Origin of the sequence: Pectobacterium actinidiae (assembly GCF_000803315.1) — a bacterium.
Classification (GTDB): Bacteria; Pseudomonadota; Gammaproteobacteria; order Enterobacterales; family Enterobacteriaceae; genus Pectobacterium; species Pectobacterium actinidiae.
In genome coordinates, this window is sequence record NZ_JRMH01000001.1 from 480,755 (window position 1) to 496,799 (window position 16,045).

The 16,045-nt window shown below is 53.5% G+C and carries 14 protein-coding genes; 10 read left to right on the forward strand and 4 right to left on the reverse strand.

Going from position 1 to position 16,045, the window contains the following annotated elements; all coding sequences use genetic code 11:
- The first annotated feature begins 110 nt into the window (after positions 1 to 110).
- Positions 111 to 182, forward strand: coding sequence for a protein YrbN (yrbN, locus tag KKH3_RS22580; RefSeq protein WP_223193433.1), 72 nt, complete (start codon positions 111 to 113; stop codon positions 180 to 182).
- The gene (locus KKH3_RS02020; protein WP_039355315.1) at positions 175 to 2,067 is read left to right on the forward strand and encodes a DEAD/DEAH family ATP-dependent RNA helicase; all 1,893 of its coding nucleotides are present in this window, start codon (positions 175 to 177) and stop codon (positions 2,065 to 2,067) included. Before yrbN ends, KKH3_RS02020 begins: the two co-directional genes overlap by 8 nt.
- An 88-nt stretch (positions 2,068 to 2,155) precedes the next feature.
- Here the strand turns inward: KKH3_RS02020 and KKH3_RS02025 are convergent, their stop codons facing one another.
- The 3 genes from KKH3_RS02025 to ubiU all read right to left on the reverse strand — a co-directional run bounded on the left by KKH3_RS02025 (position 2,156) and on the right by ubiU (position 5,215).
- Entirely contained in the window at positions 2,156 to 3,163 is a 1,008-nt protein-coding gene (locus KKH3_RS02025) for a luciferase-like monooxygenase (protein ID WP_039355317.1), read from the reverse strand.
- A 166-nt stretch (positions 3,164 to 3,329) separates the two neighbouring features.
- The gene (locus tag KKH3_RS02030) at positions 3,330 to 4,208 is read right to left on the reverse strand and encodes a U32 family peptidase (RefSeq protein ID WP_039355319.1); all 879 of its coding nucleotides are present in this window, start codon (positions 4,206 to 4,208) and stop codon (positions 3,330 to 3,332) included.
- A gap of 11 nt (positions 4,209 to 4,219) precedes the next feature.
- Positions 4,220 to 5,215 carry a ubiquinone anaerobic biosynthesis protein UbiU gene (gene ubiU / locus KKH3_RS02035; RefSeq protein WP_039355321.1) on the reverse strand — a complete coding sequence of 332 codons (996 nt, stop codon included), beginning with the start codon at positions 5,213 to 5,215 and terminating at the stop codon, positions 4,220 to 4,222.
- 354 nt (positions 5,216 to 5,569) lie between these two features.
- On the opposite strand from ubiU, the gene ubiT reads away from it, so the two are divergent.
- Complete coding sequence (ubiT, locus tag KKH3_RS02040) at positions 5,570 to 6,094, forward strand: ubiquinone anaerobic biosynthesis accessory factor UbiT (protein ID WP_039355322.1); 525 nt, start codon at positions 5,570 to 5,572, stop codon at positions 6,092 to 6,094.
- A complete protein-coding gene (locus tag KKH3_RS02045) occupies positions 6,088 to 6,630 on the forward strand; it encodes a GNAT family N-acetyltransferase (RefSeq protein ID WP_039355324.1) in 543 nt (180 codons plus the stop codon). The genes ubiT and KKH3_RS02045 overlap by 7 nt, the downstream gene beginning before the upstream one ends.
- A gap of 24 nt (positions 6,631 to 6,654) precedes the next feature.
- Here the strand turns inward: KKH3_RS02045 and KKH3_RS02050 are convergent, their stop codons facing one another.
- Complete coding sequence (locus KKH3_RS02050) at positions 6,655 to 6,954, reverse strand: GIY-YIG nuclease family protein (RefSeq protein WP_039355326.1); 300 nt, start codon at positions 6,952 to 6,954, stop codon at positions 6,655 to 6,657.
- Positions 6,955 to 7,199: 245 nt separating this feature from the next.
- Here KKH3_RS02050 and KKH3_RS02055 point away from each other — a divergent pair, with 245 nt between their 5' ends.
- From KKH3_RS02055 to KKH3_RS02080, 6 genes are all read left to right on the forward strand, one after another.
- Entirely contained in the window at positions 7,200 to 8,678 is a 1,479-nt protein-coding gene (locus KKH3_RS02055; RefSeq protein WP_039355328.1) for an amidohydrolase, read from the forward strand.
- A gap of 519 nt (positions 8,679 to 9,197) precedes the next feature.
- Entirely contained in the window at positions 9,198 to 9,977 is a 780-nt protein-coding gene (gene deoC / locus KKH3_RS02060; protein ID WP_039355330.1) for a deoxyribose-phosphate aldolase, read from the forward strand.
- A 128-nt stretch (positions 9,978 to 10,105) separates the two neighbouring features.
- Positions 10,106 to 11,434: a thymidine phosphorylase gene (deoA, locus tag KKH3_RS02065; protein WP_039355332.1), complete on the forward strand. Its 1,329-nt coding sequence runs from the start codon at positions 10,106 to 10,108 to the stop codon at positions 11,432 to 11,434.
- 89 nt (positions 11,435 to 11,523) lie between these two features.
- Complete coding sequence (gene deoB, locus KKH3_RS02070; RefSeq protein WP_039355334.1) at positions 11,524 to 12,747, forward strand: phosphopentomutase; 1,224 nt, start codon at positions 11,524 to 11,526, stop codon at positions 12,745 to 12,747.
- A 45-nt stretch (positions 12,748 to 12,792) separates the two neighbouring features.
- Positions 12,793 to 13,512, forward strand: a complete 720-nt coding sequence (gene deoD, locus KKH3_RS02075; protein ID WP_039355336.1) for a purine-nucleoside phosphorylase — start codon at positions 12,793 to 12,795, stop codon at positions 13,510 to 13,512.
- A 268-nt stretch (positions 13,513 to 13,780) separates the two neighbouring features.
- Positions 13,781 to 16,030 carry a TonB-dependent receptor gene (locus KKH3_RS02080; protein ID WP_052201276.1) on the forward strand — a complete coding sequence of 750 codons (2,250 nt, stop codon included), beginning with the start codon at positions 13,781 to 13,783 and terminating at the stop codon, positions 16,028 to 16,030.
- Positions 16,031 to 16,045: the final 15 nt, after the last annotated feature.

Below are 16,045 nucleotides of genomic sequence, written 5' to 3' on the forward strand. Positions count from 1 at the left end.
TGACGAACACTTATATCAGCCTGAAAAACTTCGGTTATCACCTTCACCGGTGAGGGCTTTTTTGTTCGCTTTTTAATCCAATTTGAGCCGGTTCACACTTTTCAATGAAAATGACTGAAAATTTTCACGACGAGTTATGTAGACTGGCCGCCATGTTTAATGAGGCACGTGTACATGACTGATTTAGTAACTTCTTTTGCCGATTTGGGGCTGAACACCTCTATTCTTAATGCCCTGACTGATTTGGGCTATGAAAAACCGTCTCCGATTCAGGCGGAATGTATTCCTCACCTGCTGAATGGTCGCGATGTGCTGGGTATGGCACAGACCGGTAGCGGTAAAACAGCAGCGTTCTCTCTGCCATTACTGAACAATCTGAAACCTGAGCTTAAAGCACCACAGATTCTGGTGCTGGCACCGACCCGCGAACTGGCGGTGCAGGTAGCAGAGGCCTGCAATGATTTCTCCAAACATATGCACGGCGTGAATGTCGTCGCACTGTACGGCGGTCAGCGCTATGACGTGCAACTGCGCGCTTTGCGTGGCGGAGCACAGATTGTTGTCGGTACGCCGGGCCGTCTGCTGGATCACCTGAAACGCGGTACGCTGGATCTGTCCAACCTGAGTGGTCTGGTGCTGGACGAAGCGGATGAAATGCTGCGTATGGGCTTCATCGAAGATGTTGAAAACATCATGGCTCAGATCCCTGCTGAACATCAGACTGCACTGTTCTCTGCGACTATGCCAGAAGCGATCCGCCGCATTACGCGCCGTTTCATGAAAGATCCGCAAGAAGTTCGCATTCAATCAAGCATTACTACGCGCCCAGACATCAGCCAGAGCTACTGGACGGTGCAGGGTATGCGTAAAAATGAAGCGCTGGTACGTTTCCTGGAAGCGGAAGATTTTGATGCGGCGATTATTTTCGTTCGTACCAAGAATGCAACGCTGGAAGTGGCCGAAGCGCTGGAGCGCAGCGGTTACAACAGTGCCGCGCTGAACGGTGACATGAATCAGGCGCTGCGTGAGCAAACGCTGGAGCGTCTGAAAGATGGTCGCCTTGATATCCTGATCGCGACCGATGTTGCGGCGCGTGGTCTGGACGTTGAGCGTATCAGCCTGGTAGTCAACTACGATATCCCGATGGATGCCGAGTCTTACGTTCACCGTATTGGCCGTACCGGTCGTGCAGGTCGTGCGGGTCGCGCTCTGCTGTTCGTCGAAAACCGTGAACGTCGCCTGCTGCGCAACGTTGAGCGCACAATGAAGCTGACCATTCCAGAAGTGGAATTGCCAAATGCAGAATTGCTGGGTCAACGTCGTCTGGCTAAGTTTGCCGCTAAAGTACAGCAACAGCTGGAAAGCAGCGATCTGGATATGTACCGTGCGCTGTTGACGAAATTGCAGCCGCAGGAAGAGCTGGATGTTGAAACGCTGGCTGCTGCGCTGCTGAAAATGGCGCAGGGCGAACGTCCTCTGATTCTGCCACCCGATCCGGTCTTCCGTCCTCGTCGCGAATTCCGCGATCGTGATGAGTCTCGCAGTGATTCACGCGGCGATCGTCGTCGTGATCCTCGCGATTCTCGTGACAGCCGTGACGGTGACCGTCCGCAACGTCGTGAGCGTCGTGATGCTGGTGAGATGGAACTGTATCGTATTGAAGTAGGTCGTGATGACGGCGTTGAAGTTCGCCACATTGTTGGTGCCATCGCCAACGAAGGGGATATCAGCAGCCGCTATATCGGTAACATTAAGCTGTTTGCGTCTCACTCGACGATTGAACTGCCGAAAGGTATGCCGGGCGATCTGTTATCACATTTCACCCGTACGCGTATTCTGAACAAACCAATGAATATGCAGTTGATGGGTGATGCAGTTGCACAGCCAGAACGTCGTGGCGGTGGTCGTCCTGGTGGCGAACGTCGTGATGGCGCTGCACCACGTCGTTCTTTCGGCGGTGGTGAACGCCGTGAAGGTAACGGCGGTGAGCGTCGCGAGCGTTCTTTCAACCGTGATAACCGTGACGGCGCTTCACGCGCTCCACGTCGCCGCCCTGCTGACGCGTAAGCTACGGTTTTTTTTAAAATTTACGGCAAGGCAAAACGACCCTCAACGGGTCGTTTTTTTTGGTCAGAACACATTCACTCGTTCGATATTACAGCGTCTGCTGTACATCCATCGCGATTTCAAACGATCGCAGTCGTGCCTGATGGTCAAAAATCTGACCGTTGATCATCACTTCATCCGCCTGCGTTTCACGCAAAAGGCTCTGCAACCCATGACGGACTTTCGTGCTATCGCCAACAATCGACAGCCTCAGTGCTTGATCGGCACCGAACTGCTCGGCAGGCGATCCGACCGTGTCGATGTTTTCTACCGGAGCGGGCAGCGGGCCCGGCGTGCCACGGCGCAGGTTGATGAACTGTTGCTGCATTGAGGTAAAGAGGAAGCGTGCATCCCGATCGCTATCAGCGGCAACCACATTGACGCACACCATCGCGTAGGGCTTGGCGTAGGTGGCTGAAGGGACAAAGTTCTCACGGTAGAGGCGGAATGCTTCCAGCAACATATCGGGTGCGAAATGGGCGGCGAAGGCAAAAGGTAATCCCAGTTTGGCAGCCAACTGCGCGCTGTACAGGCTTGAACCCAGTAGCCAGATCGGAACGTGTAGACCTTGTCCCGGAACGGCTTGTACTGCCTGACCCGGCTGTGCGTCGGCAAAATAGCGTTGCAATTCCTGTACATCATGTGGGAAATCGTCGATATCGGCATTAAGGTGACGACGCAGCGCCATCATGGTGCGCTGGTCGGTGCCGGGTGCGCGACCTAATCCCAAATCGATACGGCCGGGATAAAGTGATTCCAGCGTACCGAACTGCTCGGCGATGACGAGCGGTGAGTGGTTCGGTAGCATCACGCCGCCAGAGCCGAGACGGATGCGTTGTGTACCCGAGGCAAGGTAGCCAAGTAGCACCGACGTCGCCGCGCTGGCGATGCCCGTCATGCTGTGATGTTCTGCCAGCCAATAGCGGTGATAGCCCCATTTTTCTGTATGTTGCGCCAGATCCAGCGAGCGATGAAAGGCATCACGCGCTGTCGCACCTTGCGGAATAGGCGCAAGATCGAGGACGGAAAACACGGTGGATTGAGAAGATGTGGACATAATGTGGCTCACTTTGTTGTTCACTGACTCCACCCATTCGGTGGATGCTAACGCCGTCAGTCAATGATGAAAGTCAGAGCAGTATGAGCGATTGTGGCGGCGCTGCGTAATTCAAAAGATGCGTTTAGGAAGAAAAGGGCGGCTGGCCGCCCTGAGATAAGGTAGGTTACTGAACGAGTTCAAGACCGGCGACGCGGCGCCAGTAGCCGTTGCAATCAGCCTGATTTTCCAACGTTAATGGCGCATTTCCCTGTTCGTTAGCGCGAAATTTATCCAGCATTTCTGGGGTGCTGATATCGTTCGGTGATAGCCGGACAATATCGACCAGATCCCGCATTGATGTCAGCTCGTTGCCGAGGTTGTAGCAATAGCCGCTTTGTGTCTGAATGCCGTTGAGGACAAACACCTGCTGATTTTCCTGCGACAGCATTTTTCTGCCTTGCGGATAGCTAAGACAGCAGGTTTCACATTCATCCTTTGGTCGATCTTCTGAACGGGCGGTAAAGCAGCGGGCGGAATAGGCTAACGGTAAGTGGCCGTAGCTGAGCACTTCCACTTCAAACTGATGGCGAAAGCCAAGCTCGTCACACTGATTCAACAGGTTTTGCAGCCAGTCACGAGAGAGTTCGACTGGCATGCACCAGCGCACCATGCCTTGTTTGTGCAGGACTCGCAGTGTGTACGCGTTGTAGCAGTTGAGTGCGTGTCCGGCGACAAACGGTAGGTTACGTTCGGCGGCGATGTTAACTGCACCCAGATCGTTGGCTTCCAGTAAGAACTCGCCGTTCTCCACATAGCGTTTTAGCTCTGTGAGTTCCGATGGCGCTTGTAACAGCGCTAATGTAGAGATCACCACCTGCTTGCCGCTGTTGGCGACCTCGCGGGCGACGTTGAACCAGTCCGCCACCTTCATCAAACGGCGTTTGCTGCACACCGTTTCGCCGAGATAAATGATATCGGCGCTGCTGTTCACCGCGGTCTGATAAAACGCCTCAACATCCGCTTTCGGCCAATAGTAGAGGATATTCCCTAATGCGTATTTCATGTGTTCTCCTGCTACTGCCATTTACGGTGATAAGCGCCGAGCGTGGTCTGCGTACCTTCTGCCACTGCACCTAACGCCTCCATCCAGGCCTGCGTGGGAACGAATGTCTCAGGATTGGCACGGCAGCGATCGATAGCCTGTCGCCACACCTGCGTAATCTGGCTGACGTAGGCCGGGCTGCGCTGGCGGCCCTCAATTTTTACAGAGGCAATATTGGCGGCCATCAATTCAGGCAGAAGCTCCAGCGTGTTCAGGCTGGTTGGTTCTTCCAGCGCATGGTAGCGCTGCCCATCGACGACATAACGGCCTTTACATAATGTGGGGTAACCGGCGTTTTCATCGTCCTGATAGCGATCGATCAGGATATTGTTCAGGCGTGATTCCATGCCGTTCTCCGTCTGTTGCCAGCGTACAAATCGCGCTGGCGAGCAGGCACCCACGGTATTTGGTGATTCACCGGTCAGATAAGAAGAGAGATAGCAGCGGCCTTCTGCCATGATGCACAGGCTGCCGAAGGCGAACACTTCAAGCGGCACCGGGCTGGTGCGGGCGATCTGCTTCACTTGGTGAATGGATAGCACGCGCGGCAGCACGATACGAGCGACATCGAAATGGCGATGGTAGAAGCGGATCGCTTCGGTGTTTGTCGCAGAAGCCTGAACTGACACGTGACGCTCGATGTTGGGATAGCGCTCGGCGGCATATTCCAGCATGGCGAGATCGGCGAGGATCAGTACATCAGCACCGATCTGCGCGGCCATGTCCACGGCACGCTGCCAGCGCTGATAGCCGTCCGGGTGAGCAAACGTATTGATGGCGATGTGCAGCTTACGCCGGTGGCGATGCACGTACTCGCGCGCTTCCTGTAGCTTCTTATCGGTAAAGTTCAGCCCGGCAAAATGACGTGCGTTGGTGTCATCTTTCAGGCCGATATAGACCGCATCTGCGCCATTATCGATGGCAGCTTTCAGTGCCGGCAGGTTGCCAGCGGGGCAAAGCAGTTCCATACACAATCCTTCATTAATCCCTTCGGGGCGGTAGCAGCTCGGTACGATTAATGATGTTCAGACTGACTCGCGTTTATGACGGGCGTTCTGCCTGCCACCCTTGCGGGTCGCCGTAAGCGATTTTTTATCAGTCGATGAATGTTGTTAACGATTGGGAATCTTAATTAACCCATCAGGTAAGGACTTTGATTTAAGGCAGTTTATGGTGCTAATCGTCGCGCAAGGACAAAATCTGTTGGGCATAATCGGATAACCGACTAAATTATTGACATAGACCTCTGCCGCTCGCGGTGGATGTGGCAAAATGTTTGCAGATTATCTGAACAGTCAGATTGCTTTAAGAGGAGTACGCCAGTGTTGGAAAAACTACGAGCGCAGATTGTGCGTCAGGGGCCAGGCTTATTCGGTAAGCCACTCAAGTTCACCCCCTTTGCGCTACAGCGTCAGGTTTTGGAACAGATGTTGGGCTGGCAGTTCCGTCAGGCGTTGGAAGAGGGCGATCTGGCATTTCTTGAAAGCCGCTGGCTGAAAATTGAGGTGCGTGACGTTGGCTTGCAATGGTTTATGACGCTGCGTGATGGGCGTCTGGTCGTGAGCCACGCTGAAACCGCAGATGTCAGCTTCAGCGCGGACGCGAACGATCTGATTTTGATCGCCGCGCGTAAAGAAGATCCTGATACGCTCTTTTTCCAGCGCCGTCTGCGCATTGAGGGCGATACCGAATTAGGGTTGTATGTGAAGAACCTGATGGACGCCATTGAGCTGGAAGCTATGCCTGCGCCGCTGCGTATTGGCCTGCTGCAACTGGCGAACTTTGTTGAAGCCGGCTTACAGGAGGGCGTGGTGCAACCAGTGAATAATACGCCAGTATCATGCTAGTTCGGGTGGAAATTCCCGTCGATGCCGCAGGGATCGACAACTTATTGCGCCGTGCTTTTCCAACGGGCGCGGAAGCGGATCTGGTTCATCAACTGCGTGAAGATGGCTTATTGACGCTCGGCGTTGTGGCGACTGACGATGAAGGTGGCGTGGTAGGCTACGCGGCATTCAGCCCGGTGCTGATCGACGGTGAGGATCGGCAGTGGGTGGCGCTTGCGCCGTTGGCGGTAGACGAAAGCCTGCGCCGACAGGGTGTGGGGGAGAAGCTGGTTTATGAAGGGCTGGATGCGCTGAATGAATTTAGCTATACCGCCGTCGTCGTGCTGGGTGAGCCAACATACTACTCTCGTTTTGGCTTTGTTCCGGCCACTGAACATCAGTTGCACTGCCGCTGGCCGAACAGTGAATCGGCTTTTCAGGTCTATCCGCTGGCCGATAACCATGTTGTCGGTGAAGGTCGTCCTGAGGGCGAAAGCGGGTTTGAAAGCGCGAGCGGGCTGGTGGAATACGCCGAACCATTCAACCGCTTTCTCTAACGCGATTCATTAGCCGATAGCGTATTAATACATCGTGTTTGAAATACAAAGCGTCTTGGGCTGGTCTTGTACCAGCCTTTCTTTTTGACTTTTGCTCAACTGTTTAATGCGATATTCCAGTTTGAGTGCGTCTGAGCGATCCCCCACCAGACAATGAAACACCAGCGTTAATTCTCCTTTTCCCCGCAATGCTTTTGCCCCTTTTCCCGTTTGATGCTGATTCAGGCGGCGGCTGACATCCGTTGTGATACCCGTGTACAGCGTCCCTGCGACCGTGCGCAGTATGTACAAATACCAGCGTGAATCTTCGGTGTGTTCAGTCATTGCGTTGTCTGCGGCTTCTCGGAAACAGTCGTGTTGGTAGGTAGTTTAGGGTGCTTGTCCTGCTGCGTGAAGTAGCACGTTGCTGTTGTTATTGCTGCTGTGCGGATTATTTTTTGAAAAAGTAGTCCGGCACAGCTAAACATAAATAGCGTTCAAACAAATAGCATTCCACATCATTAGCACTACATCACATCAATTGCCGTTCTTCATCGGCGTGCATCTCTTTTACGGATAGGGAAAAACGTATGGCACTGAAACGATATATACCGCCCGCGCTGGCCGTGGCGTTTTCTTCTTGCTTCCTTTCATTGGGTTATGCCGCTGAACTGGCTGAGAAAGATCGGGAAACGATCGTGAACGCCGTCGCGAATTACTCGGGACAGATGACGAACGTTGCTCAGCAGATATGGTCAAAGCCCGAGCTGGGCTATTTGGAAACCAACACGTCTCAACTGTTACAAAATGAGCTGAAAGCCGCAGGGTTCAGCATTGAAGCAGGCGTTGCGGGGATACCCACCGCGTTTGTGGCGACGGCAGGGAAATCCGGTGGGCCGGTTATCGGTATTCTGGCTGAGATGGACGCGCTGCCGGGCTTCTCTCAGGCCGCGACGCCAGAGCGTTCGCCCGTTGCGGGTATAGAGGCTGGGCATGCCTGTGGGCATCACCTGTTTGGTGCCGGGTCGGTGGGCGCGGCGATTGCGCTGAAACAGTGGCTGGAGGCGACGGGTAAACCTGGCCAAATCCGGGTTTACGGCACGCCAGCGGAGGAGGGCGGCTCCGGTAAAGTCTATATGACGCGGGAGGGGATGTTTAAGGATGTGGATGTGATGCTGCACTGGCATCCCGGCGATGAGAATTCTGCCTCGCAAGATTATTCACTGGCGAATGTGAACGGTAAGTTTCGTTTCTATGGTCGCTCCGCGCATGCTGCTCTGGCACCAGAAAAAGGGCGTTCGGCGCTGGATGGCGTAGAGGCGTTGAATTTTATGGTGAATGCGATGCGAGAGCATGTGCCGCAGGAAACACGCATTCACTATGTGATTACCGATGGGGGTAAAGCGCCGAACGTGGTGCCGGACTTCGCCGAAGTGTATTACTACGTGCGTCACCCCGATCCGGCTGTGGTCGCCAGCGTCACCGATCGCATCCGTAAAGCGGCAGAAGGTGCCGCGCTGGGCACCGAAACGCGTTATGAATTTGAAATTCTTGGCGGCGTGTACAGCCTGTTGCCGAACAACGTGTTGGGAAAAGTGATGGATGACAGCCTCAGAAGCGTCGGCGCGCCGCAGTGGGATAAGGCGGATACGGATTTTGCCACCGCGCTACAGAAAACGTTGGATCAACCCAAACTGCCACCGCTGTCCAGTGCGGGTCATATCGCGCCGTACCATTTTGGCGAAATGGGATATGCGTCGACCGATGTGGGGGATGTCAGTTGGGTCGTGCCGACGGTTGGGCTGGGAACGGCAACCTGGGTGCCTGGCGTACCGGCACACAGCTGGCAGGCGGTGGCGTCCGGTGGTATGGCGATTGGCTATAAAGGTATGGACGTTGCAGCCAAAACGCTGGCTGTCACAGGGGCGAAGCTACTGAGCGATCCTGCATTAATTCAACAGGCGAAAGCGGAGTTCGACAAGAGCCGTGGCGAGAACTTCCACTATAAGCCGCTACTGGGCGATCGAAAGCCCGCGCTGGATTACCGTAAACCTTCCGCAGGGAAATAATTTTCCTCATCTGTTCGCGGTTTCTCTCTGTACTTAGGGAGAAGCCGCTATGCTTATTACATGACATCAACCCACGGCAGGTGGTTTCTATCCCGCGTGTTGCCCGTGTGCTGCCGCCTCTTTTTCCCGATATAGAGGGATCATCTGGCCGACAAGGTTGTCACTGTTAATTCATCGAACGCACCTTATCTGGAGAAGTGTGTGTGATAAAAATCACATATAATTACTGCCCATTGCATTTCTCTTACATCAAGTGTGAATGAATGCACAAAATAGTCCGGCATGGCGTGTTCAAATGTCTGACGGGTTCAAATGTTTAAGCCGTTTCTTTCGGTGTTGAAATCATCACAGAATGAATTGTAGAGGAAGGCTGATTGCGGTGAGAAGGATCTCGGTGCCGCTACAGGTTGTTTCTCCTGAGCGCTATCTTCAAGGAACCAAGTCCGCTCGCCAAACGTGCTGGTTTATACCAGTTAATGTTCAGGGCCGGTTAGACCGGCTGACGAGTTGGAGTGTTGTATGACCAAGCTGACCACGGCCGCGCAACGCGCGCTGGTGCTGATGGATTTAACCACGCTGAATGAGGATGATACGGATGAAAAAGTGACGGCACTCTGTCGTCAGGCAAACAGCCCGGCAGGGAAAACTGCTGCTATCTGTATCTATCCACGTTTTATCCCTCTGGCGAAAAAGATCCTGCGTGAGCAGGGTACGCCGGATATCCGCATCGCGACGGTGACCAACTTCCCGCACGGCAATGATGATGTTGAGATTGCTGTTGCAGAAACCAAAGCAGCGATAGCTTACGGTGCTGATGAAGTTGATGTCGTATTCCCTTACCGGGCACTGATAGCTGGCAACGCTCAAATCGGTTTTGAGCTGGTGCAGGCTTGTAAAGCCGTGTGTCAGGATGCCCATGTGCTGTTGAAGGTGATCATCGAGACGGGCGAACTCAAGCAAGAAGCGCTGATCCGTCAGGCGAGCGAGATTGCCATTGATGCGGGGGCGGATTTCATTAAAACCTCAACCGGTAAAGTGCCGGTGAACGCAACGCCAGAAAGCGCGGCGATCATGCTGAAGGCGATCCGCGATAAAGGTGTGGGTGAGCATGTCGGTTTTAAAGCGGCGGGCGGCGTGCGTAACGCGGAAGATGCCGCCATCTATCTGCAACTGGCGGACGATATCATGGGCGCTGAATGGGCGACTGCGCAGCATTTTCGCTTTGGCGCATCCAGTCTGCTGGCGAGCCTGCTGACAACGCTTGGCCACGCGACAGCGGCTCCGCAGGGTAGCTACTAATCACGCGCAGACGGCGCACGATTTTATTCGTGACAATATTTTGTTCATGAAAGCATGTTGCACAACAGCAAATGTGCTCGCAGCGACAGGCTGCTGAGCCATATCAGAATTCATCAGGAGTACAGACCTTGTTTCTGATTCAAGAAATTATTCGTAAGAAGCGGGATGGAAAAGCGCTGAGCGAAGAAGAGATCCGCTTCTTTATCAACGGTATTCGTGACAATACCGTATCTGAAGGCCAGATTGCGGCGCTGGCAATGACCATTTATTTTCATGACATGTCGATGGATGAGCGCGTGGCGCTGACGTTGGCGATGCGTGATTCCGGCACGGTACTGGACTGGAAAAGTCTGAACCTGAATGGCCCGCTGGTGGACAAGCATTCTACCGGTGGCGTCGGGGATGTCACTTCGCTGATGCTGGGGCCGATGGTCGCCGCCTGTGGGGGCTACGTCCCGATGATCTCAGGGCGTGGCTTAGGGCATACCGGCGGCACGTTAGATAAACTGGAAGCGATTCCGGGACTGGATATTTTCCCGAACGATGATGATTTTCGTCGCATCATCCAGCAGGTTGGTGTCGCAATTATTGGGCAAACCTCCTCGCTGGCACCGGCGGATAAACGCTTTTACGCCACGCGTGACATTACCGCTACGGTCGATTCAATCCCGCTGATCACCGCGTCGATTCTGGCGAAGAAGCTGGCGGAAGGGTTGGACGCGCTGGTGATGGACGTCAAAGTGGGATCCGGGGCGTTTATGCCGACCTATGAACTGTCCGAACAGCTGGCGCAGGCGATTGTCGGCGTAGCGAATAACGCGGGCTGTCGTACCAGCGCACTGCTGACTGACATGAATCAGGTGTTGGCTTCGAGTGCGGGTAACGCGCTGGAAGTGCGAGAAGCCGTGCGTTTCCTGACGGGAGAGAGCCGCAATCCGCGCCTGTATGATGTTACTATGGCGCTCTGTGGCGAGATGCTGCTGGCGGGCGGGCTGGCAAGCTCGGCGGACGAGGCGCATTCACGTCTGCAAGCCGTGTTGGATAACGGCAAAGCGGCCGACGTCTTTGGTCGCATGGTCGCCGCACAGCGTGGCCCAGGCGATTTTGTCGAACACTACGATCGTTATCTGCCAGTGGCGACATTAAGCAAGCCTGTTTTTGCGACGCGTGAAGGCATTGTCACTGCAATGGACACCCGGGCGTTGGGCATGGCTGTCGTCTCGCTGGGGGGCGGACGCCGTCAGGCCACGGATATTATCGATTATAGCGTCGGTCTGGATAGCATGATCAGCTTGGGTGAACGCGTTGACGCGCAGCGTCCGCTGGCGGTGATCCACGCCAATACGGAAGCGCAGTGGCAGCAGGCGGCGAATGAAGTCCGTGCCGCGATCCAACTGGGTGACACCGCGCCAGAAAAGACCCCGATGGTTTATCGTCGGGTGAGCGTAGAAGCGTAATCGCGCAGGGTTGGCGATGGGTAGTCTTGAATTGATTTTCCCCTGCTAATAGGCAGGGCGTTAGCGCAGAACTGCGCAGGAGAGAAAAAATGAAACGTGCATATATTATGGTTCTCGACTCGTTTGGGATCGGTAGCAGTGCTGATGCAGAGCGTTTTGGCGATGTCGGTTCGGATACGCTCGGTCACATCGCTCAGGCGTGTGCGGCGGGGACGGCGGATAAAGGGCGCAGCGGCAAGCTGCATTTGCCGAACCTGAGCCGTTTGGGGCTGGGTAAAGCCGCTGAGGCCTCAACGGGGACGTTCCCAGTAGGGCTGGATGAAAATGCTGACATCATCGGGGCTTACGCGTACGCCAGCGAAATCTCCTCGGGGAAAGATACGCCGTCTGGCCACTGGGAAATTGCCGGTGTGCCTGTGCTGTTTGACTGGGGCTATTTTAAAGATGAAGAAAACAGCTTTCCGCAGGAACTGCTGGATAAGCTGGTAGAACGCGCCAATCTGCCGGGTTATCTGGGCAACTGCCACTCTTCCGGCACGGTGATTCTGGATCAACTGGCTGAAGAACACATGAAAACCGGCAAGCCGATTTTCTACACCTCTGCGGATTCCGTGTTCCAGATTGCCTGCCATGAAGAAACATTCGGTCTGGATAAGCTGTACGAACTGTGTGAAATCGCCCGCGAAGAGCTGACCGAAGGGAATTACAACATCGGGCGCGTGATCGCACGTCCGTTTATCGGCGACAAACCCGGTAACTTCGAGCGTACTGGCAACCGTCACGATCTGGCCGTCGAACCGCCTGCGCCGACTATCCTGAAAAAAATGGTGGATGAAAAAGGTGGTGAGGTGGTTTCCGTCGGTAAAATTGCGGATATCTACGCGCAGGTCGGCATCACGAAGAAAGTGAAGGCCACCGGCATCGATGCGTTGTTTGATGCCACCCTGAAAGAGATGGATAGTGCGGGCGACAACACTATCGTGTTTACCAACTTTGTTGATTTCGATTCCGCCTATGGCCACCGCCGCGATATTCCGGGCTATGCTGCCGCGCTGGAACTGTTTGATCGCCGCCTGCCAGAAATGCTGTCCCGCGTGAAGGGTGACGACATCCTGATTCTGACGGCCGACCACGGCTGTGACCCAAGCTGGCATGGCACCGATCACACCCGCGAGAATGTACCGGTGTTGATCTATGGGCCAAACGTGAAGCCGGGGTCGTACGGTCACCGTGAAACCTTCGCCGACATCGGGCAGACGGTTGCAGCCTACTTTGGCCTGTCGCCTATGGACTACGGCAAATCGATACTGTAAAACACACCGTTTTTACGTGAACTTGATTAATTAAGGAATAAACGCATGGCTACGCCACATATTAATGCAGAAATGGGTGATTTCGCGGACGTAGTACTGATGCCCGGCGACCCGCTGCGTGCTAAGTATATTGCAGAAACCTTTCTGGAAAATGCCCACGAAGTGAACAACGTGCGTGGCATGTTAGGGTTCACCGGAACCTATAAGGGCCGTAAAATTTCGGTCATGGGCCACGGTATGGGTATCCCATCCTGCTCAATTTATGCGAAAGAACTGATCACCGAATTCGGCGTGAAGAAGATCATTCGCGTGGGTTCCTGCGGCGCGGTACGTGAAGATGTGCAACTGCGCGACGTGGTGATCGGTATGGGTGCCTGTACGGATTCCAAAGTGAACCGCATGCGCTTCAAAGATCACGACTACGCGGCGATTGCCGATTTCGATATGGTGCGTAATGCCGTTGATGCTGCCAAAGCTCGTGATGTTTCTGTCCGCGTTGGTAACCTCTTCTCCGCCGATCTGTTCTACACGCCAGATCCGCAGATGTTCGATGTGATGGAAAAATACGGCATTCTGGGTGTGGAAATGGAAGCGGCTGGTATCTATGGCGTCGCGGCAGAGTTCGGTGCGAAAGCACTGGCAATTTGTACCGTTTCTGACCACATTCGTACCGGTGCACAAACCACGTCAGAAGAGCGTCAAAACACGTTCAACGAGATGATCGAAATCGCGCTGGAATCCGTTCTGCTGGGCGATAACGAGTAATATCACGACAGCCCGGACATCCGCTCCGGGCTGTATTTCCTCTCTTCCCTTGCCCACTCTTCCGCAAGAGACTTGTGTCAGGGGGCATACCGATAATCGCGCTATCTCTGGTCGTTATTACTGACTTAACGTCTGCTATTCAAGGCACCTTCCTCTCTCAATTCCTTTATTCGTTACCACGCTACGTTTTATTACTTGTGTTGTATGTCGGTGTGTCCATAATTAGAAACACAAATAATAATCATTAGTATTTCTAACTGGTGGGGAAATGAAAAAAATCACATCGATAGGGTCTCTGACGACTAAACCCGCAAAGCTAGCCGTATTAGTCGGTTCACTGTGCGGCGGCGTGGCTATGCCGCTGCTGGCGGAAGTGTCTCCAACTGCGGCACAGTCTACAACATCACCTTCTGTAGCGGGCACTGAGCCGAGTGGTGACACCATGACTGTGGTGGCGAAACCGGGCAATACGTTCCGTGCCGGTGGTGACGATTTGGTGCCTGCCTATTTGGATGGACAAATTGCAAATGGCGGACGCGTTGGGTTTCTGGGTCAGCAGAACGCGCGTGATATGCCGTTTAATATCATCAGTTACACCGATAAGATGATACTTTCACAGCAAGCGGAAACGTTGGCTGATGTTGTTAAGAATGATGCGTCTATTCAAACCTTGAAAGGTTTCGGTAATTTCATGGAGACGTACCGCATTCGCGGTTTTACGCTGGATGGCGATGATATTACCTTTGGTGGCCTCTATGGCGTGATGCCGCGCCAAATGGTATCGACCAACATGGTTGAGCGAGTAGAGGTATTTAAAGGTGCTAGTGCATTTGTTAACGGCGTTTCGGGGGGCGGAACGGGTAGCGGCGTCGGTGGGTCCATTAACGTTGAACCAAAACATGCCACCGATGATCCGCTCACGCGTCTGACCGTTGATTATGAATCAAAGAATAAGATCGGCGGCGGGCTGGATGTTGGGCGTCGTTTTGGCGACAACAATGAGTTTGGCGTGCGTGTCAACGTGTTGCATCGGGAAGGTGAAAACGCGATCCATGATCAAAAAGACCGCATGTCATTGGCTTCTGTTGGCTTGGATTATCGCGGTGATCGATTCCGTACGTCGTTGGATGCAGGTTATCAGCATCAATATGTTCACGGTGGGCGTATTGCCGTAAACGTCGGCAGCGCAACCGTTATTCCAGATGTCCCCGATGCAACGCTAAATTACGCTCCTAGTTGGGTTCATTCGGATATGAAAACGACCTTCGGTATGTGGCGTAGTGAATATGATGTAGCCGACAACTGGACGGTATACTCAGGGATTGGCAGCAGTCGGGCTGATGAGTTTGGTAGCTATGCGTCACCCAAACTCACGGATAACAACGGAAATGCGACCATATCGCGTATGGATGTCCCTCTATTACGAGATACTTTTTCTGGCCTGTTAGGTCTCCGCGGACAGTTTGATACCGGATTTATTACTCATAAAGTCAATGTCGGTTATTCCGGCGTCTATTCGAAGAGCCGTACTGCCTACAATATGTCTGGTACTGTGCCAACCAATATTTATCACCCTGGCAATATTGCCTCACCGCCTTCCATCTACTTTGGTGGTGATATGAATAGTCCAAATGTGCGTAATCGGGTGAGAAGTACGGGGCTTGCGTTGTCCGACACGTTGTCCGCGTTGGAAGATAAAATCGCGCTGACCGTGGGCCTACGTCGTCAGGAAATCATGGTGCGTAACTATAGCTATGAAGGAGTAGAAGAGCGGGATGGTACATTCACCCGTACGAAAGTGACGCCGGCTTATGGTCTTGTCGTGAAGCCGTGGGAAAATATTTCGTTGTATGCTAACCATATCGAAGCGTTATCTCCAGGCAAGGTTGCGCCATTTAATGCAGTAAATGTCGGTCAGGTAACGGGAATTTATGTCGCTAAACAAAATGAAGTTGGTGTGAAATTTGACTATGAACGCGTAGGTGGTTCATTGGCATTGTTTGAAATTAAACGACCAAATGAATTTATCGACAGCCAGACGGGTATTTACGGGATTTACGGCGAACGTCGCCACCGTGGTATGGAGCTAAATGTTTTCGGTGAACCGATGTTTGGGCTGCGCTTGAATGGCAGTGCGACCTGGATTGCCGCGCAGCAAACTAAAACAAATTCGGGCACCAACGACGGCAAGGATGTCATAGGCGTACCGCGCTATCAATTGGTATTCGGTACCGAGTATGACGTCAAATCGGTTGACGGCCTGACGTTAGCAGGAACGGTGATTCGCTCCGGTTCGCAATATGCTAATGCGGAAAATACTCTGAAGCTGAAACCGTGGACGCGTCTGGATCTGGGGGTACGTTATAGCATGCCGATGAATGACCATACGATGGTATGGCGTGCTAACGTAGAAAACGTGACGAACGAGAAATACTGGTCATCGGTAAACGATACGGGCGCTTATTTGTATCAGGGCGATCCGCGTTCATTGAAGCTGTCGATGTCGATTGATTTCTAACGTCATTCTTCTTGT

What these genes read in the sequence shown, in the direction of transcription:
- KKH3_RS02020 (WP_039355315.1), top strand. Translation starts at nt 175, where the DNA reads ATGACTGATTTAGTAACTTCTTTTGCCGATTTGGGGCTGAACACCTCT.
- KKH3_RS02025 (WP_039355317.1), bottom strand. Translation starts at nt 3,163, where the DNA reads ATGTCCACATCTTCTCAATCCACCGTGTTTTCCGTCCTCGATCTTGCG.
- KKH3_RS02030 (WP_039355319.1), bottom strand. Translation starts at nt 4,208, where the DNA reads ATGAAATACGCATTAGGGAATATCCTCTACTATTGGCCGAAAGCGGAT.
- ubiU (WP_039355321.1), bottom strand. Translation starts at nt 5,215, where the DNA reads ATGGAACTGCTTTGCCCCGCTGGCAACCTGCCGGCACTGAAAGCTGCC.
- KKH3_RS02045 (WP_039355324.1), top strand. Translation starts at nt 6,088, where the DNA reads ATGCTAGTTCGGGTGGAAATTCCCGTCGATGCCGCAGGGATCGACAAC.
- KKH3_RS02050 (WP_039355326.1), bottom strand. Translation starts at nt 6,954, where the DNA reads ATGACTGAACACACCGAAGATTCACGCTGGTATTTGTACATACTGCGC.
- KKH3_RS02055 (WP_039355328.1), top strand. Translation starts at nt 7,200, where the DNA reads ATGGCACTGAAACGATATATACCGCCCGCGCTGGCCGTGGCGTTTTCT.
- deoC (WP_039355330.1), top strand. Translation starts at nt 9,198, where the DNA reads ATGACCAAGCTGACCACGGCCGCGCAACGCGCGCTGGTGCTGATGGAT.
- deoB (WP_039355334.1), top strand. Translation starts at nt 11,524, where the DNA reads ATGAAACGTGCATATATTATGGTTCTCGACTCGTTTGGGATCGGTAGC.
- deoD (WP_039355336.1), top strand. Translation starts at nt 12,793, where the DNA reads ATGGCTACGCCACATATTAATGCAGAAATGGGTGATTTCGCGGACGTA.
- KKH3_RS02080 (WP_052201276.1), top strand. Translation starts at nt 13,781, where the DNA reads ATGAAAAAAATCACATCGATAGGGTCTCTGACGACTAAACCCGCAAAG.